Genomic DNA, 17,637 nt, shown 5'->3' on the forward strand with positions numbered 1-17,637 from the left:
AAATGAAAAAAGTAAATGTTTATCAATACGTCGATGAGGCCATTGCCTCTTTAGATAATGGCGGACGATTTTATAATATTTTGACGAAAGCAAATGATGGTGTGATATCTCAAGCCGAATTGGGTAAGGTTGGAGGGGTTTTTAATGATATCCAGAAAATGATTTTGTTTTTTGAATTAGCTACTTCTGAATTGGCTGAAAGCAATAAGATGGTGTTGCTTTCTAAAATGGAGGATAAACTAAAAAAAGGTTATCACAAATTTACACCTCAAAAAATGATACCTTCTGAGGCAATTGGTAAAGGGGTTTTATCATCAAGTGCGATACTCACTGGAATACCAGAAATGATAACTTCCAAAACAGATTTTAATGGGTTTATTATGGTGCCTGTAATGACTGGGAAGACCACAACATTTATTATGGTGCCGTTAATTGATGCGTATGATATCTATGAGTTAAAAGATGATCTGCATTCGGAAACCTTTATAATAGCGCATGCTAAAAGCAAAGAAAAATTGCCTAATAAAAAAATAAAGGTAGCTGGTGTTTTTAAAGAATTAAAAGCTGGTATGGAAGAAAATTCTAATGCTAAAATGTTTTTGGAAATGGTTTATTACTCGGATCTACCTTAGATAATAAAAGCCCGCTTAAGTCTTGAATGATATTTTGAAAGCTTTACCCCTAGTATACAATGCACTAAACGATTTCTAAGACATCTTCAATAACGAGATAAACCTTCTGTAATTGTTCTTTAGTAATAGTATAAGGCGCTTGAATGTAAATAGTATTTCCTAAAGGACGAAGAAATACACCATGTTCTAAAAAGAATTGGTATAACTTATCTCGTAAATTACCATAACGTTTCATTTCTACGTTTAAATCCAGAGCAAAAATAACGCCTGCTTGCCTTGTAGACTTAACTTTTGGGTGTGTTCTAATATGCTCGTTAAATACATTATGGGAAGTGATAATAGTTTTAATATTTTGTTGAATGTTTTCCGATCGTAATAAATCGATACCTGCTAAAGCAGCCGTACAAGCTAATGGATTTGCCGAATAGGTATGCCCATGAAATAGCCCTTTACTAATGTCGTCACTATAGAATGCCTCGTAAATTTCTTGTGAACAAGAGGTAAGCGCCATAGGCAATAAGCCACCCGTTAAGGCTTTGCTTAAACATATAATATCTGGGTTTGTATTCATGTGGAGGGATGCAAAGTGTTTTCCTGTTTTCCCAAAGCCTGTCATAACTTCATCTGCAACTGTAATAATTTTATGATCTTTACAAAACTTTAAAATCGCATTTAGGCCTTCAGAATCATGCATTTTCATAGCTGCTGCACCTTGAACTAAGGGTTCATATATAAAACCAGCTACTTTATTGGTTTTTACTATAGACGTTAAGGTGTCTAAGATTGTTTCATTATTTTTTCCATCTGGTGTTGGAATACGCTTTACCTCTAAAAAAAAATCTTCAAAAGGGCCATTATAAACTGATAATCCAGAGACACTCATAGCTCCAAAAGTGTCTCCATGAAATCCATCTTCAAAAGCAATGAGTGTATGACGTTTTTCACCCTTGTTAAAATGAAACTGCAAAGCCATTTTTATACCAATTTCAACAGCACTGGAGCCATTGTCACTAAAGAAAATTTTATTCTGATTATCGGGTAAAATTTCAATAAGTGCTTCCGATAGTTTTATAGCAGGTTCGTGTGTAAACCCACTAAATACAACTTGATCCAACTGTTGCATTTGAGAAGCAACACGGTCGGTAATGTACTCATTACAATGCCCGTACATGCAGGTATACCAAGATGCTATGGCATCAATATATTCATGGCCATTTTCATCATATAAAAGACATCCTTTTGCTTTGGTTATGGCTATTGTTTCTGGGTGTGTTTTATGTTGTGTTAAAGGGTGCCAGAGGTGTTTTTTGTCGCGTTCTTTTAGTGTCATAATATTTTGTCATTCCCGTGAAAACGGGAATCTGTTTTTTTATTATAGGTAGATTGTGGATTTCTGCTTTCAAAGGAACGACAGTTACAACCTATCCTTAAACAATTCAGCATATTCTCTCACAACGTTTTTATCAAAATAGGGTTCTTCATTAATACGCCCAATAACCGAAACCTTTGTCATTTTTTCAATAATATCTTCGGTGGTTTTATGTTCGTTTCCACTAAAAACAAGAGAAACATCAAAACCTTTTTCTTTTAAAGTGTTTATGGTTAGTAAGGTGTGATTGATACTTCCTAAATAATGCCTGGAAACAATAATGACTTTGTAATTGGGTTTGATAAGATCTAAAATTGTTTGGGTATCATTTAATGGAACAAGCAAACCACCAGCGCCTTCAATAACCAAATGATTTTTTGTTTTAGGAGCATTAATTTGGCTTATGTCAATTGAAATTCCATCAATTTCTGCTGCTCCATGAGGACTCATCGGTGTTTTTAGGGCATAGGCATTAGGATGGAATTTCGATTTTGCATTGGAAATTAACCTTTCAACCTTTTTAGTGTCGCAGTTTTCTAATTCTCCTGCTTGAACGGGTTTCCAATAATCTGCTTTTAAAGCTTCTGTTATAATGGCCGATGCTATGGTTTTTCCAACATCAGTTGAAATTCCTGTTATAAAATAAGTATTCATTTAAAAAACGGTATTACAAACATTACAACGGTACTTTGTTTTTTCAAAAAACGGGAATAACATATAAAATATATTTTTTCGTGAAGGTTCAGCTATTAGTATTTTGGTTGATTCACAATTAATACAAACAATAGCGTTTCCGTTTTTGTCTTTTTCATAAGCTCTTATTTTATTATAAATTTTTAAGGCTTCTGTTACATCGTCATTGTGAACTAATAATTTAACACCTCCAATGGCTTGACTAATTAAAGGATCTGAATCTATAGTTTTTTCATCTAACAACATAACCCGAATACCTTCTGCTTCTAGTTTAGATTTGGTCACTTGAGCCTCTGTAGAATAAGGGAATGTTGCTAAAATGGTGTAATTGTCTATCATAAAATGAAATCATTTTAAACAAAGGTAGTGAGTAAGTTTAAAACTTGAGAGATTTCTGCTTTCGAATTATAGGAATGCAAACAAAAACGCAACCGTTCTTGATCTTTTGGAACTGTTGGTGATAAAATGGGTTTTATGTTAAAACCGTGTTCTTGAAATTTCTTAGCAATTCGCTTCACAGTTTCATTTCCAGAAATAATACAGCAATGTATGGCAGAATAACTTTCTGTAAAATAGTCTTGAAGGTTATTTTTAATAACCTCACTTTTAAAATGCGTTATATTTTCATGAAGTTGTTCTCTGTGCTTTGTTAAAGTCAATTCATGATAGGCTGAATATACAGTTGCTAAAGCATGAGGAGGTAAAGCCGTAGTATAAATAAAACTGCGTGAAAAATTTACTAAAAATTGCTTAAGCAGTTTGCTTCCTAAAATAACTGCTCCGTGTGCGCCAATGGCTTTCCCGAAAGTCACGATTCGAGCAAACACATCATTTTCTAAGTTTGAATCTTGAACCATTCCCATGCCACGTTCTCCAAAAACACCAATGGCATGTGCTTCGTCTATAATTAAAAAAGTATTTTCTTTTTTACATAGTCCTACCATACCTTTTAAATCTGGTGAATCACCATCCATTGAAAAAACAGACTCTGTAACAACATAAATATTAGTTTCTTGAGAGGCCTCTCGACTGCGTTCAAGGAGATCTTTTAAGTTTTTTAAATTGTTATGCTTAAACTTATAAGCCTTCGCATTAGAAAGTTTTATACCATCTCGAATGGATGCATGGATATATTCATCATATAAAATAATATCACCACGTTGTGGGATAGATGAGAAGATTCCAATATTGGCATCGTAACCAGAATTGAAAATTAGAGCAGATTCACTATTGTGAAAATCAGATAATAATGATTCAACGCTATTAAAAAACGGATGGTTTCCTGAAAGTAAACGCGAACCTGTTGTTCCGTTATGAGTCATATTATGTTCTATTAAAAACTCATGGGAATTATTAAAAATGGTTTCAGATTTTGAAAAACCTAAATAATCGTTAGATGAAAAGTCTACTAAATTATTTTGTTTGGCCAAATGCCGTAAGGCGTTATTAGCTTTACGTTTTTCCAGTTTTTGCTGAAGATTTTTAGGAAACATGAGGCAAAGATACAAAGACCAACTAGGTTAAAGAAATAGCTTTTTTTTGTAAAAAATCATTGTTTATCAATAATTTTAATATATTTGTTATCGTTAAACAATAATTTTAATATTATGATAATGAAAGAAAACACAAATATTTTAACTATTATCACTTGGGTTATTTTGCTGTCTTTAGCTTCAATTTTACTTGATGATATTAGACAATTTGATTTTAACCAATTTAAAGAATTTCAAAATTGGGCAGAATCTGCAGATAAAAACGAATCTTGGTTTACCTCAAAAAATGCTATAAAATGGAGCTATTATGTGATTAGTGCTGCTTTGTTTTTCTTTAGAGGCTATCTCATTTATGGCTTTTCTTATTTTTTATCAATTCTAAAAGAAATAGAAAAGGGAAATTACTTTAGTAACAATAATATAAGATCTTTTAAAAAGATAGGGAATATCTTTATTTGGTATACTATTAATGTTTTTGTTTTAAGGTTTCTTCTGGCGTCCACAAGAAAATCTACTTTCAATTTTTTTAATGAACTAAAAGAGGAATTTACCTTTTTAATTCCAGCAGGATTGGCTTTTTATATTCTTGCAGAGATATTCAAACAAGCTAAGAAAACAAAAGAGGAAAATGATTTAACTATATAACTATGAAAACAATATCAACACTAAAAAAGTTAATTGATTTTTATTTCTATTTCCTAGCTCTAGGGTTTATAATATGGATTATCGTAATCCCAATAATGTTTAAAACTGGGAAATTTAACACCCTAGATTTTTTAGATGATCATGACATTTCAAATTTAAGCTTTGGACGGTTTATGATGATGATTTTAGTTGGAGCCATTTTATATTATTACTTTTTAAAGGCCATATACTTACTTAAAAAATCTTTGAATGATTTGTGCAATGGAAACTATTTCTCGGAATTAGTAATAAGTAATTTTAATGAAATAGGGAAGTCTTTTTTGATTTGTGGTATAGGAGCTGCAGTTTTTAAATTTATTTTAAGATTAGTTTTTTTAAGTGATATTAAACTTGGAATTGATAACTTCCTCATTATATCCATAATTATAGGCTTATTCTTTATGTTTTTGAGCGAAGTATTTATTAAAGCAAGAAAAGCTCAACAAGAAAACAACTTAACTATATAGGTATGCCAATAATCGTAAATCTTGACGTCATGCTGGCCAAACGTAAAATGAAAAGCAAAGAGTTGGCTGAAATAATTGGTATAACCACAGCAAATATGTCCATTTTAAAATCAGGTAAAGCTAAAGCCATCCGGTTTTCTACATTAGAAGCTATTTGTAAAGCTTTAGATTGCCAGCCAAGTGATATTTTGGAGTATGTTAAAGGTTAATCTAGTATTAAAAATGTATTTTTGAAATATAAATTCTACTATTAATTTATTATGAAAACGTTTTTCTTTCTTTTATTGTTTGTTGTGTCTTTTACTGGTTTTGCACAAAATAATCATATTATAAAAACAGAAGATGGTAGGCGTGTTTTGCTTAAAGCCGATTTTACCTGGGAGTATATTGATGCAAAAAAGCCTAATCCTGTTGTAAATAATGATTTAGAGAATAGTACAAAACCAAAGAAGGATAAGGAATGTAATTTGGCAGAAGATTTTGTAGAGCCCAAGCTAAATAGGAAAATTCAAGCGCAGCTAAAAAGAGGAAGAGCAACGATGGCACATGTAAAGAAAAAAGTAGCTAAAGATTATAATTGCGAAGCAACAGATATTTTGCTTATAGCGGTTTCAGAACAAAAGGAAAAAGCCGTTTATCATTTTTGTATTAAGGGTACTAAAACAACTTACAAGCGTATTGGTAATTCCATAGTGAAAAAGGATACGTTTTTTTAAATCAATCTAAGTATACCATTTTACCTGTTTCTTTTGAAGCTTTTTTGTCAATCCATTTGTAATTATTTGGAACAGTTGCATCTAATATATCAATTTGCAAAAGTTCCGAAATTTCATAGCCAACTAAAAACGCTTCTTTATAATCATATTTCTCGTAGAGTTCCCAATGTTTATTCCTATCATACCATAAATTAACTTCGAATATTTTATTCCCATCTTCAAGAGGTTGATGGAATATAGAAACATATTCATAATTAGAGATCGTTTTCCATTGCCCCAATTTAATAGGGCCTATTTCATAGGTTTGTCTAAATTTCGATTTTTTTATATCTATATATACACTTTGATGAAAGGAAAATGCGATGCCAATGCCGATAAGATAAATAACCAATTCTATACTACGACCTATACCTCTTACATTATCATCGTTCCAATTAGCCACGTATAAGATATAAGCTAATAAGCCGACGGCAGCTGTAAAAAATAAGGCTGCAATTACACGTTGCCATAAAGGGCGTTGTTTTTCAGATACGATTGTATGTTTATTCACAAATCAAATATAGGAAAAGACATTTACTTAAAAAATATGGGTGCTATTACCATATATAGTATTAAAAAGAACAGAGAAATCCTGTATATTTACTACTATGTATGCTTTAGTAGATTGTAACAACTTTTATGCGTCTTGCGAACGTGCTTTTAACCCTAATTTACGCAACAAGCCCATGGCTATTTTAAGTAATAATGATGGCTGTGTTATTTCGCGTAGTGATGAGGCTAAAGCATTAAACCTTCCCATGGGGGCGCCCATTTTTAAATGGGAGGCATTCTGTAAAGCGAATAATATTCTCATTTATTCTTCTAATTATCCATTATATGGAGATATGAGTAGTCGCGTTATGAGTATATTAAAACAGTTTACCCCCAATGTAGAGGAATACAGTATAGATGAAGCATTTATGCAATTTAAAGGCTTTGAGGGGTGCGATTTTGAAGATTATGGAAACCAAATAAGACAGCGCCTTTTAAAATGGACTGGTCTTCCTACTTGTGTGGGGATCGCACCAACTAAGGCTTTGAGCAAAGTTGCTAATAAAATAGCCCGTAAGTTTCCAAATGAAACTAAAGGCGTTTATGTGATTGATTCTGATGAAAAAAGAACAAAAGCCTTAAAATGGATAAAATTAGAAGCTGTTTGGGGGATTGGCTATGGGTTGCAAAAACGATTAAAAGCTAAAGGTTGTAAAACAGCATTAGATTTTGTGCAATTGCCAGATGAGTGGGTGCGCAAAAACTTTTCAATAACAGAGTGGAAGCTAAAAAAGGATTTGGAAGGCATTTCTAAATTAGAGCTGGATGAATTTCAAACAAAAAGAGCTATTGCAACAACCAGGAGTTTTGAATATACTTTCTCTGATATTGAAAATATTAAAGAACGCATTTCAACCTTTGCAACGAGCTGTGCTGAAAAACTACGAAAGCAAGGCTCTAGTTGTCATATTATATATGTTATTTTAAGAAGCGATAGACATAAAAAGGGAACAGCACAGCACAGGGCAAGTAAAGCTATAAGTTTACCATACCCAACAAATTCTTCTTTAATTATTAGTAATTGTGCTGTAGATAGTGTAGTTTCAATTTTTAAAAAAGGTATAAAATATAAGCGGGCAGGTGTTATTGTTACGGGTTTGGTGCCCACAAACAACCATCAATTAGATATGTTTGAAACTGAAGATCCAAAGCATAAACCATTGATGGATACAATAGATGCATTGAACGCTAAATACGAAAATTATAAAATAAAGCTAGGGAATCAAGATTTGAAACGGACTTGGAAAATGCGACAAGAACGCTTGTCTCCAAGGTATACAACGAATATTAATGATATTATTAAAGTAAAATGATAAGACACAAATCACAACACTTAACGTTTTTTACTCCAAAAGCAATAAGCGGTTCGGGAGCACCTTTTTTTGATACTGGAATTTCGGCAGGATTTCCTTCGCCTGCGGAAGATTTTAAGGAACAGCGTTTGTCTTTAGATAAAGAGCTTATTAAAAATAAAGAAGCTACCTTTTTTGCTCGGGTAAGTGGGCAGTCTATGATTGGTGCTGGATTAGACGATAATGATTTATTGGTTATAGACAGAAGCTTAGAGCCTGTGAATAACAAAATAGCCGTTTGCTTTTTAGATGGTGAATTTACGGTAAAGCGTTTAAAGGTGAATAAAGAAGGGGTTTGGTTGCAGCCAGAAAACCCAAATTATCCCATAATAAAAATTACTAGCGATAATGATTTTGTTATTTGGGGGATTGTCACTAATGTGATTAAAAAAGTATAGTTTATAATGTCAAATATTATTTATAAACGTGTAGAAACAGAAAGAGAGTTACTGCAAATTTTAGAAATACAGCGTGCCAATGTTAAGTTATTGTTATCCGATGAGGTCATTAAAACGGAAGGCTTTGTTTCAGTAAAACATACTTTTGATGTTTTAAAGCGCATGAATGATGCTTGTCCGCACATTATTGCTACGCATAAAGAAAAAGTTGTAGGTTATGCCCTGTGTATGCTCAACGCGTTTCGAAATGATGTACCTACACTTATACCTATGTTTGAATATATGGATGGCATTATTGAATCTAAAAAATTATCGAAACTGCATTATTTAATTATGGGGCAAATTTGTATAGACAAAGCATACCGAAAGCAGGGTATTTTCAAAAAAATGTATCAGTATTTTAAGGATGAATTAAAGTCAGACTTCGATGCTGTAGTTACAGAAGTTAACTCAAAAAATGCACGCTCTTCTAAAGCACATCAGGCTGTAGGCTTTAATATTTTAGATGTACATACTGAAGAAGGTGAAGATTGGGAATTGATGATCTGGAAATGGGCCTAATAAAAAACGCGAAGCATTCGCTTCGCGTTTTTTATATATTCTCTATAAAAAGAAATTAAATTAATCTGCTAAAACAATAATTTTATTGTCTTTCATTTCTATGGTTCCAGAGCTTATTTTTAATAAAGTTGTATCTTTTTCTCCTTTAGTAAATTTGTCTTGAACTTCTTCGTTTAATTCGATATTTCCCGAAATTTTCACAACACCTTCTTTTAATATAGATACAATAGGCGCGTGATTATTTAACATTTCGAAATCTCCATTAACTCCAGGAACAGCAACACTAGTTACTTCTCCGCTAAATAAGGTCGCTTCAGGTGATACAATTTCTAAATACATACTAAAACTTGTTTTAGTACCCTGAACTTGTTTCAGGGTCTTTAATTTTATTAGGAATTAATTTTAAAAGATGCTGAAATAAATTCAGCACTTGCTTAGGCTACGCCTCTGCAAGCATTTTATCTCCAGCTTCTATAGCTTCTTCAATAGTTCCTTTAAGGTTAAACGCAGCTTCTGGTAAGTGATCTAATTCACCATCCATAATCATGTTAAACCCTTTAATAGTTTCTTTAATATCAACTAATACACCTGGAATACCCGTAAACTGCTCTGCCACGTGGAAAGGTTGAGATAAGAAACGTTGTACACGTCTTGCTCTACCTACAGCTAATTTATCTTCTTCAGATAATTCTTCCATACCAAGAATGGCAATAATATCTTGTAATTCTTTATAACGTTGTAATAACTCTTTTACACGTTGTGCACAATCATAGTGTTCGTTTCCTAAGATATCTGCTGTTAAAATTCTAGATGTAGAATCTAATGGATCTACGGCAGGGTAGATACCTAGCTCGGCAATTTTACGTGATAATACGGTTGTTGCATCTAAGTGAGCAAACGTTGTCGCAGGAGCAGGATCCGTTAAATCATCTGCGGGTACGTAAACCGCTTGTACAGACGTAATAGAACCTTTTTTAGTTGATGTAATACGTTCTTGCATTGCACCCATCTCTGTAGCTAATGTTGGTTGATAACCTACCGCAGAAGGCATACGACCAAGTAGTGCAGATACCTCAGAACCAGCTTGCGTGAAACGGAAAATGTTATCTACGAAAAACAAGACATCTTTTCCTTGTCCGTCACCAGCACCATCACGGAAATATTCAGCAATAGTTAACCCAGATAATGCTACACGTGCACGCGCCCCCGGAGGCTCATTCATTTGTCCGAATACGAAAGTTGCTTTAGATTCTTTCATTTTAGACTTATCTACTTTAGATAAATCCCATCCACCTTCTTCCATAGAATGCATAAAATCATCACCATAGCGAATAATTCCTGATTCTAACATCTCTCTTAAAAGGTCATTCCCTTCACGTGTTCTTTCTCCAACACCAGCAAATACTGAAAGCCCACCGTGTCCTTTCGCAATGTTGTTAATTAACTCTTGAATTAATACTGTTTTACCTACACCAGCACCTCCAAATAAACCAATTTTACCACCTTTTGCATAAGGCTCAATTAAATCGATTACTTTAATACCTGTAAATAAAACCTCGGTAGAAGTTGATAGATCCTCAAATTTTGGAGCTTCACGGTGAATTGGTAACCCAGCATCATTTGCTTTAGGTAAATCCCCAAGACCATCAATAGCATCTCCAATTACATTAAATAAGCGCCCATAAACATCATCTCCAATTGGCATTTGTATAGGAGCACCAGTCGCTGTAACTTCAGTACCTCTACTCAAACCATCAGATGAATCCATAGCAATTGTACGAACGGTATCTTCACCAATATGTGACTGTACCTCTAGTACTAATATAGAACCGTCAGGTCTTTTAATTTCTAATGAATCGTAAATTTTTGGAAGTTCTGAACCTGCACCAAATTCAACATCGATTACTGGACCTACTATTTGTGCAACTTTACCTGTAACTTTAGACATTACTTATGTATTTAATATTATGCGATTTAATTGAATAAAAACACTTTTAGTTTTCGCGTGCAAAGATATATTTTTTAATTTAAAATAAAAGTTGTTTTTAGAGCTTTTTTATAATAAAAAAACACCCCCAGTTAGAAGGTGTTTTATAATGCTATTTTTATTTTAAATTATTGTAACGTAGGCGAGTAGTTTGTTGGATAATCATTTGCTTTTGCAACATTTCCAGATTCAATAAAGTTTGAACCAAAAGTAGCATCAATGGCTTCTAAAAATTTATTAGCCATAAGCGCATAACCTCTTCCTGTTAAATGAATACCATCTAGTCCTATAGCTCCACCAGTAACTAAATCTGCGTTGAGGTTAAAACCATCAAAACCTATCCCTGTACTCGCTAACTCACTAAGTATGCCGTTTAAATCAACCAAGGCAATATTATCATTCGAATTTACCACATCAGCAATGGTCGCATTATAGGCATCGGTTGCTGTTTTTATTTCGAGAAGCTCATCGCTGTCTAAAGCATCTCCATCATCAATACCGTTAACTGCACCAATAACCAAAGCTCCTTGTTGAGGTGTTGGTGTACCTCCAGTTTGAAGAATTCCTAGAACCTGTAAAACTTCTGGTGTTAAGGCTACCGAACCATAGCCTTGAGCTAAAGCCCCTTGGTCTATAGTTAATACTAATAGCTCGTCTTCGGTCATTTGTCTAAAACCTAATGGGTTAGTTGGTGTTACAGGAACATCTATAATCCATCTATTTGCTCCTGCACTAAATGGTATTGCATATTGAGCAGCTAAAGCTTGAGCTTGGGCAGGTGGAACCATTTGTCCTATTAAAACTTGAGTAAAGATTCCCGCTACTGCCTGAAAAAAACCAGTTAATTGTGCAGCAGTAGATGCATCTAGAACTAGAGCATTATTAGGAACCGTTGTAAAATGGGGTAGATCTGTAACGTAAGGCACATTTGTAACAACCCCTTTAGCGCCTCCAGAGGTTAAGGTTGTCACTAAATTATTAAATGTTTCATCAAAACCAACTCCAACAGGACCAGCAGAAGGTGTTATTAAATTGGATCCATCTCCGCCAGAAAGCGCATATCCCAGTACATCGTTACCTCCAATTTCGGATAAGGTAAAAAATGTTGGATTTTGTGCCATGGCATCTTCTAAAACAGTAGCTGTAGGTGCTGATGCAACACGTGCATAAAATGGATTTAGACCCGCATAGCCTGGTGTTACTAAATGCCAGCTTTTCGCCCCAGGGATTCCAAAGTTATTAAAATCGCTACCAATGCTTACACCTGCTTCTGTTGTGATGGGAGGTACTGGAGCTCCCAACCCTGTTAAAAAAGCGTCTAGGGGTTGAGGTCCAGGGATAGCGCTATTAAATATGAACCGATATCCTCTTACTACAGTTCCTCCAACCAAAATACCTCCGGTATTGTCATTCATTAAGGGTTGTGTGAAAGTGCCTCCACCAGCTTTTGCAAATTCTTTTGACAAAGTGTTGGGGAATGAGTTTTCTTGAGCGGCTTTAAATAAGCCACCGTCTGTAAAGCCAGACGTAAATGAAGCGCCCACGGCTATATAGTTTGAAAAGTCTGCTGAGCCTGCTGTTAATTCTGGTAAAATGACTTCTTCTGGTAGTATTTTGTCGTCTTCGTCGCAAGCAAAAAATCCTAAAGCAAGGACAAAAAGGGATATATGTCTAATATTCATAATGGTCTTTTTATAAGTTATTAATTGTCCATGAAAGGTAAAACTGGGAGCCTATCAAGCCCGTACCCACAGCTGTAAAATACTCATCACCTAAAAGATTAGAGGCACCGGCTTTAAATGTGGATTTTAAAGAAGGTACTCGTAAATTTATCTGAGCATCCAAAACATGGTAAGCTGGTACTTCTGCTGTAGCAAAAGAAGCTTCCCATACATAATTGTCACTCCACCTCCAGGCTACATTAAAGCCAAAGTTTTCAAATAAATTAGTATTTCCAAAGGAGGCTTTAAATTTATGTTCTGGTGTATTAAAGTTTGTTTGAAAGTCTGGATTGGCATCACGATCAAAATCTAATTTGGCATAGGTGTAATTCATACCTAAATCATAGTTGCCAAATATTTTAGATGTTACGCCTAAGGCAGCTCCATAAGAATTAACGTCTGCTGTCGTATTCGTATAGGCTCTATACGCTTGAAAATCACTATTAGCCAAAGCAATAATAGCCAAAGGTGTTGGTGTGCCATTTACAGGCGCTGTTTGAGATAATTGAACATCACCGTAAAATGGATTAACAACGTCTACAGTAGTAATGAAATCTTGATATTGATTTAAATAGGCACTAAAATCAATAATTACCTTATCTAGTTTTCCACGATAGCCAACTTCAAAAGAACTAACCTGTTCTGGTTTTACGATACCAGGATTGGCTATTTTTAAATCTGCTGGGTTTTGAGAAGCAGCAAATGCTGCTGCCGAAGACCTTGTAAAAGAATTATTATAAGCTCCTGTGCCATCATAATCAAAACTATTGCCAATAATACTCTGACCTATGGTTGAAATATCGTCCCCGCTAACCGTTCTTAAATCTCTTTGCGGATTATCTGGCGCACTACCTAACAAAATAATACTTCCTACATTAAAACCAATATATAAGGCTTGGGTATCTGGATTTCTAAAGCCTGTTTGAAAAGAGGCTCTTAAATTGTGATTATTGTCTTCTCCTAAATTATAACCTAGGGACAATCTTGGAGAGAAAAAGGCATCAAAGAGTTCCGATTTGTCGTAACGTATAGATGCGGTTAGTTTTAAGCGGTCATCTTCTAAAAACTTCTTTTGAATTTGAGTGTACAGACCCACTTCAGAATATGGAATCTCGCTTAATTTATCGGTATAGATGGAGCCAAATGAGTTTAACACATATTTTCTATAGGAACCACCAACCTGAATGTCGGCAAAATCGGTTAAATGACTAAAATTATAGTTTGCATCAGAATGGTAGATTTTAGATTCATCTCTAAATTTACTACCAGTTAATACATCAGGATCGTTTATTACCGTATTGAAAGCATTTTGAAACTGAGGAGAACCAGGCTCGTATCTTCCGGTGTCTGCAACTTGTCTTGCATTAGCATGTGCTTGGTTCGCGTTTAAACCAGCTAATGTGCCTTGAATAAAAGCCCCGGTGTATTCGCCAAACCAAACTTCATCTGATTTCCATTGTCTGTTTATATTCACACCAGTAAAAACCATATCGTAAGAGTCGCCTGCATTGTCGGCAGTTACATAACCTCTAAGAAAAAAATTGTCATTTTTTATTTCTAGTTTGTGCTGTTGTAAAAAGAAATTCTTTATGGAGTATCTGTTAGAGCCTTGATATACAGTAGATCCAGAGCCTATTTTTCCTATATATTGAATTTCAAAATCGTTTTCCCATGGTCTAAAATATAATCCCCAGTCTGCTTTTATACTTTTAGCGTCATAATCTGTTAAATCAGCCTCATCGTAACCTGTTCTACTTACATTAACAGATGGAACTAAATTAGCTAAGTCAGGATTAGGTAACCGCCCTAATGCAGCTAATCTGTCTGCTACTGTTTTAATGTTAATTGTAGCAATATCACCATAAACGTTCACACCATCATAATCTATATCATTTTCTCTAGTACTATTACTTTCTACAAAAGTGGTATTTCTATCCTTACCTCTAGTATCGTTGGCTACCCAATCGGTTCCTTGTAAATAACTAAAGTTAGCTTTTGCAGCAAACTTCTCATTAAATTTATGGGCAACGCGAATACCATAATCTTTATAGTCATTATCTCCTGCAGCTTGCTGAGAGGTAATGCCTTGTTTATAGTAAGCACTAATTCCAGCATGATCAAAAGGACTTTTACTTCTCATAAACAGGATACCATTAAATGCATTAGCTCCATAGAGAGCAGAGGCAGCTCCAGGTAAGAGTTCTACACTTTGTACATCTGTTTCAATCATTCCTAATAAATTACCCAAAGGAAAATTGAGTGCTGGGGCGGCATTGTCCATACCGTCTACTAATTGCATAAAACGCGTATTGGCAAATGTTGCAAACCCTCTTGTGTTAACAGATTTAAAAGTTAAACTATTTGTGTTGATATCAACTCCTTTCAGGTTTTCTAATCCGTCGTAAAAATCTGACGAAGCCGTATTTTTAATTGCTTTTAGCCCAAACCGTTCAACAGTTACTGGCGATTCAAATATTCGTTCTGGCGTTCTCGATGCTGAAATCACCACTTCATCTAATGATGTTCCTTCTTTAAGAATGAAATTTAAGGTTTGGTTATTAGAGGTTACTTCTTGTGAAGCAGTTTCAAAGCCTACACTACTTGCTTGAACGCTAAACGGCGGGCTTTGATTAATAGTAAGAGAGAAATTACCATCAAAATCTGTTACAACTCCTGTTGAAGTACCAATAATAATAATATTAGCACCAGGAATGGGCTGATTATTGTCATCAACAACAGAGCCAGAAATAGTTGTTTGGGAATAGGATAACCCACAAAACAACAACAGTAAAATTGAGAAAATTGTCTTCATTTAGTAAGAATTAGTTTATGTATTAGCTAAGAATATAAATATATTAAATATTACTTAAGCATAAAAATAGAAAAAATTATGCACGCATAGTATTTTTTCAATAAAAAAAGACGTAAAAAATTGATTTATGTGTAAAAAAATAAGGATTTTTTTTGAATATTATCATTATGCATTAGAAGAAATGCATAATGATAATATTTTAAAAGTATGATGTGAAATAATTATTCTACAGTAACGGATTTAGCCAGGTTGCGTGGCTGATCCACATTTTTGCCTAACATTACAGCAATATGGTAGGATAATAATTGAAGCGGAATAGTTGTTAATAAAGGGGTAAGAGATTCTAAAGTTTCTGGCACTTCAATAACATGATCTGCCAGTTCTTTAACCTGAACGTCGCCTTCAGTAACAATTCCTATAATTTTACCTTTACGAGATTTTATTTCTTGAATATTGCTTACTACTTTTTCGTAATGCCCCTTTTTCGTAGCAATCACTACAATAGGCATATTTTCATCAATTAGAGCAATAGGGCCATGTTTCATTTCCGCAGCAGGATACCCTTCGGCATGGATATAAGAAATCTCTTTTAATTTTAAAGCACCTTCAAGTGCCACAGGGAAATTATAACCTCTTCCTAAGTACAAGAAGTTACTAGCATCTTTGTAGATGTCTGAAATTGCCTGAATATGTGCATCAGATTTTAAAGATTCTTCAACTTTTTTAGGAATCATTTCTAACTCTAGTAAATGATGACGGAAATCTGAACTGCTAATAGTGCCTTTTGCTCTAGCCAATCGCAATGCCATAAGCGTTAAAACGGTAATCTGAGTCGTAAATGCCTTTGTTGAAGCAACACCAATTTCGGGACCAGCATGTGTATAAGCACCCGCATCTGTTTCTCTAGCAATAGATGAACCAACAACATTACAAACACCAAAAACAAATGCTCCTTTAGATTTTGCTAATTTAATAGCAGCTAAAGTATCTGCTGTTTCTCCAGATTGTGAAATTGCTATAAGTACATCTTTTTCTGTGATAACCGGGTTACGGTATCTAAACTCGGAAGCATACTCCACTTCTACAGGAACTCTAGCCAAATCTTCAAAGATATATTCTGCTACCAGACCAGCATGCCATGAGGTACCACAAGCTACAATTATAATACGATCGGCATTTAGGAACTTTTTCATATTGTCTTCAACACCTGCCATTTTAATAATAGCCTCTTTTCTAAGTAACCTACCTCTATAAGTATCAGTAATCGCTTTAGGCTGTTCGTGAATTTCTTTTAGCATAAAATGATCGAAACCACCTTTTTCTATTTGCTCTAAATTTATTTGAAGCTTCTGAATATAGGGATCAACTAAAGAATCATCTTTAATTTTTCTAATTTTTATGCCTTTATGAAACCTAATAATAGCCATTTCCTCATCTTCTAAATAAATGGCATCTTTTGTATATTCTAAAAAAGGAGAGGCGTCACTTGCTATAAAAAATTCATCTTCCCCAATACCAACGGCCAATGGGCTTCCTAAACGGGCAATAACAACCTCTTCTGGCTTGTTTTTATCGAAAACAGCAATGGCATAAGCGCCTATCACTTGATTTAATGCAATCTGTACGGCTTTACCCAGCTTTACTTTTTCTTGTTTTTTTACGTCTTCAATTAAATTAATTAAGACTTCGGTATCTGTATCTGATTTGAAGGTATAACCTCTTGATATTAATTCCTTTTTAAGGGATTCATAATTTTCAATAATACCATTATGAATAATAACTAAATCTCCAGAATTTGAAATATGAGGATGAGAATTCACATCATTAGGAACTCCGTGCGTTGCCCATCGTGTATGTCCGATGCCAACACTTCCGTTTTTCGTGATTTCTTTATCAGAACGTTCTTCTAAATCGGCAACTTTCCCCTTAGTTTTAGATACTTTAAGATCGTTGCCATCAAATAATGCGATCCCTGCACTATCATAACCTCTATATTCTAAACGTTTAAGACCTTCTATGATAATTGGATAAGCTTCTCTAGGGCCTATATATCCGACAATTCCACACATAAGTAAAAATTTTTATTTGGTTTTGTTTTAGTTAGGGCAAATATGTAAAATAAATTTTAATTACTAGTTATTTATTACACAAAGACAATAGT

Annotated in this window: 18 protein-coding genes; 8 read left to right on the forward strand and 10 right to left on the reverse strand. The window is 34.2% G+C overall.

Translation table 11 applies throughout. From position 1 onward, the window contains the following. Positions 1–2 precede the first annotated feature (2 nt). Positions 3–632, forward strand: a complete 630-nt coding sequence (locus HHX25_RS07880) for a hypothetical protein (RefSeq protein ID WP_169671920.1) — start codon at positions 3–5, stop codon at positions 630–632. A 64-nt stretch (positions 633–696) separates the two neighbouring features. Here HHX25_RS07880 and bioA read toward each other — a convergent pair whose 3' ends face one another. From bioA to HHX25_RS07900, 4 genes are all read right to left on the reverse strand, one after another. Next, positions 697–1,962 carry an adenosylmethionine--8-amino-7-oxononanoate transaminase gene (gene bioA / locus HHX25_RS07885; RefSeq protein WP_169671921.1) on the reverse strand — a complete coding sequence of 422 codons (1,266 nt, stop codon included), beginning with the start codon at positions 1,960–1,962 and terminating at the stop codon, positions 697–699. An 84-nt stretch (positions 1,963–2,046) separates the two neighbouring features. After that, the gene (bioD, locus tag HHX25_RS07890; protein WP_169671923.1) at positions 2,047–2,655 is read right to left on the reverse strand and encodes a dethiobiotin synthase; all 609 of its coding nucleotides are present in this window, start codon (positions 2,653–2,655) and stop codon (positions 2,047–2,049) included. Then, positions 2,656–3,033 (reverse strand): putative signal transducing protein, encoded by a 378-nt coding sequence (locus HHX25_RS07895; protein ID WP_169671925.1) that lies wholly within the window; start codon positions 3,031–3,033, stop codon positions 2,656–2,658. Between the two features lie 14 nt (positions 3,034–3,047). Continuing rightward, positions 3,048–4,187, reverse strand: a complete 1,140-nt coding sequence (locus HHX25_RS07900) for an aminotransferase class I/II-fold pyridoxal phosphate-dependent enzyme (protein ID WP_169671927.1) — start codon at positions 4,185–4,187, stop codon at positions 3,048–3,050. Between the two features lie 120 nt (positions 4,188–4,307). Between HHX25_RS07900 and HHX25_RS07905 the strand changes: the two genes are divergently transcribed. The 4 genes from HHX25_RS07905 to HHX25_RS07920 are packed head-to-tail and all read left to right on the forward strand — an operon-like array spanning position 4,308 to position 6,054. Next, complete coding sequence (locus HHX25_RS07905) at positions 4,308–4,832, forward strand: DUF2975 domain-containing protein (protein WP_169671929.1); 525 nt, start codon at positions 4,308–4,310, stop codon at positions 4,830–4,832. A gap of 2 nt (positions 4,833–4,834) precedes the next feature. Beyond that, positions 4,835–5,338 (forward strand): DUF2975 domain-containing protein, encoded by a 504-nt coding sequence (locus HHX25_RS07910; protein ID WP_169671931.1) that lies wholly within the window; start codon positions 4,835–4,837, stop codon positions 5,336–5,338. Positions 5,339–5,340: 2 nt separating this feature from the next. Continuing rightward, positions 5,341–5,547 carry a helix-turn-helix domain-containing protein gene (locus HHX25_RS07915; protein ID WP_169671933.1) on the forward strand — a complete coding sequence of 69 codons (207 nt, stop codon included), beginning with the start codon at positions 5,341–5,343 and terminating at the stop codon, positions 5,545–5,547. 51 nt (positions 5,548–5,598) lie between these two features. Continuing rightward, positions 5,599–6,054 carry a DUF3157 family protein gene (locus tag HHX25_RS07920; protein ID WP_169671935.1) on the forward strand — a complete coding sequence of 152 codons (456 nt, stop codon included), beginning with the start codon at positions 5,599–5,601 and terminating at the stop codon, positions 6,052–6,054. A gap of 1 nt (position 6,055) precedes the next feature. Here the strand turns inward: HHX25_RS07920 and HHX25_RS07925 are convergent, their stop codons facing one another. After that, positions 6,056–6,604, reverse strand: a complete 549-nt coding sequence (locus HHX25_RS07925) for a hypothetical protein (RefSeq protein WP_169671937.1) — start codon at positions 6,602–6,604, stop codon at positions 6,056–6,058. A 97-nt stretch (positions 6,605–6,701) separates the two neighbouring features. On the opposite strand from HHX25_RS07925, the gene HHX25_RS07930 reads away from it, so the two are divergent. From HHX25_RS07930 to HHX25_RS07940, 3 genes are read left to right on the forward strand one after another with little or no spacing between them, the layout of a single operon-like run. Further along, positions 6,702–7,958: a Y-family DNA polymerase gene (locus HHX25_RS07930; RefSeq protein ID WP_169671939.1), complete on the forward strand. Its 1,257-nt coding sequence runs from the start codon at positions 6,702–6,704 to the stop codon at positions 7,956–7,958. Further along, entirely contained in the window at positions 7,955–8,395 is a 441-nt protein-coding gene (locus HHX25_RS07935) for a LexA family protein (protein ID WP_169671941.1), read from the forward strand. The genes HHX25_RS07930 and HHX25_RS07935 overlap by 4 nt, the downstream gene beginning before the upstream one ends. Positions 8,396–8,401: 6 nt before the next feature. After that, positions 8,402–8,956 carry a GNAT family N-acetyltransferase gene (locus HHX25_RS07940; protein WP_169671943.1) on the forward strand — a complete coding sequence of 185 codons (555 nt, stop codon included), beginning with the start codon at positions 8,402–8,404 and terminating at the stop codon, positions 8,954–8,956. Positions 8,957–9,016: 60 nt separating this feature from the next. On the opposite strand, the gene HHX25_RS07945 is transcribed toward HHX25_RS07940, so the two are convergent. The 5 genes from HHX25_RS07945 to glmS all read right to left on the reverse strand — a co-directional run bounded on the left by HHX25_RS07945 (position 9,017) and on the right by glmS (position 17,545). Continuing rightward, positions 9,017–9,295, reverse strand: coding sequence for a F0F1 ATP synthase subunit epsilon (locus HHX25_RS07945; RefSeq protein WP_169671945.1), 279 nt, complete (start codon positions 9,293–9,295; stop codon positions 9,017–9,019). A 100-nt stretch (positions 9,296–9,395) separates the two neighbouring features. Further along, positions 9,396–10,904, reverse strand: a complete 1,509-nt coding sequence (gene atpD / locus HHX25_RS07950) for a F0F1 ATP synthase subunit beta (RefSeq protein WP_169671948.1) — start codon at positions 10,902–10,904, stop codon at positions 9,396–9,398. A gap of 167 nt (positions 10,905–11,071) precedes the next feature. Continuing rightward, positions 11,072–12,625 carry an SGNH/GDSL hydrolase family protein gene (locus HHX25_RS07955; protein WP_169671949.1) on the reverse strand — a complete coding sequence of 518 codons (1,554 nt, stop codon included), beginning with the start codon at positions 12,623–12,625 and terminating at the stop codon, positions 11,072–11,074. Positions 12,626–12,635: 10 nt separating this feature from the next. Continuing rightward, a complete protein-coding gene (locus HHX25_RS07960; RefSeq protein WP_169671951.1) occupies positions 12,636–15,476 on the reverse strand; it encodes a TonB-dependent receptor in 2,841 nt (946 codons plus the stop codon). Between the two features lie 221 nt (positions 15,477–15,697). Next, a complete protein-coding gene (glmS, locus tag HHX25_RS07965) occupies positions 15,698–17,545 on the reverse strand; it encodes a glutamine--fructose-6-phosphate transaminase (isomerizing) (RefSeq protein ID WP_169671953.1) in 1,848 nt (615 codons plus the stop codon). Between the last annotated feature and the right edge of the window lie 92 nt (positions 17,546–17,637).

Origin of the sequence: Flavivirga algicola, assembly GCF_012910715.1 — a bacterium.
In the GTDB taxonomy this organism is placed as follows: domain Bacteria; phylum Bacteroidota; class Bacteroidia; order Flavobacteriales; family Flavobacteriaceae; genus Flavivirga; species Flavivirga algicola.

Bases quoted from the DNA above. Each gene is read 5' to 3' on its own strand.
- HHX25_RS07880 (WP_169671920.1), top strand. From the start codon at position 3: ATGAAAAAAGTAAATGTTTATCAATACGTCGATGAGGCCATTGCCTCT.
- bioA (WP_169671921.1), bottom strand. From the start codon at position 1,962: ATGACACTAAAAGAACGCGACAAAAAACACCTCTGGCACCCTTTAACA.
- bioD (WP_169671923.1), bottom strand. From the start codon at position 2,655: ATGAATACTTATTTTATAACAGGAATTTCAACTGATGTTGGAAAAACC.
- HHX25_RS07895 (WP_169671925.1), bottom strand. From the start codon at position 3,033: ATGATAGACAATTACACCATTTTAGCAACATTCCCTTATTCTACAGAG.
- HHX25_RS07900 (WP_169671927.1), bottom strand. From the start codon at position 4,187: ATGTTTCCTAAAAATCTTCAGCAAAAACTGGAAAAACGTAAAGCTAAT.
- HHX25_RS07905 (WP_169671929.1), top strand. From the start codon at position 4,308: ATGAAAGAAAACACAAATATTTTAACTATTATCACTTGGGTTATTTTG.
- HHX25_RS07910 (WP_169671931.1), top strand. From the start codon at position 4,835: ATGAAAACAATATCAACACTAAAAAAGTTAATTGATTTTTATTTCTAT.
- HHX25_RS07915 (WP_169671933.1), top strand. From the start codon at position 5,341: ATGCCAATAATCGTAAATCTTGACGTCATGCTGGCCAAACGTAAAATG.
- HHX25_RS07920 (WP_169671935.1), top strand. From the start codon at position 5,599: ATGAAAACGTTTTTCTTTCTTTTATTGTTTGTTGTGTCTTTTACTGGT.
- HHX25_RS07930 (WP_169671939.1), top strand. From the start codon at position 6,702: ATGTATGCTTTAGTAGATTGTAACAACTTTTATGCGTCTTGCGAACGT.
- HHX25_RS07935 (WP_169671941.1), top strand. From the start codon at position 7,955: ATGATAAGACACAAATCACAACACTTAACGTTTTTTACTCCAAAAGCA.
- HHX25_RS07940 (WP_169671943.1), top strand. From the start codon at position 8,402: ATGTCAAATATTATTTATAAACGTGTAGAAACAGAAAGAGAGTTACTG.
- HHX25_RS07945 (WP_169671945.1), bottom strand. From the start codon at position 9,295: ATGTATTTAGAAATTGTATCACCTGAAGCGACCTTATTTAGCGGAGAA.
- atpD (WP_169671948.1), bottom strand. From the start codon at position 10,904: ATGTCTAAAGTTACAGGTAAAGTTGCACAAATAGTAGGTCCAGTAATC.
- HHX25_RS07955 (WP_169671949.1), bottom strand. From the start codon at position 12,625: ATGAATATTAGACATATATCCCTTTTTGTCCTTGCTTTAGGATTTTTT.
- HHX25_RS07960 (WP_169671951.1), bottom strand. From the start codon at position 15,476: ATGAAGACAATTTTCTCAATTTTACTGTTGTTGTTTTGTGGGTTATCC.
- glmS (WP_169671953.1), bottom strand. From the start codon at position 17,545: ATGTGTGGAATTGTCGGATATATAGGCCCTAGAGAAGCTTATCCAATT.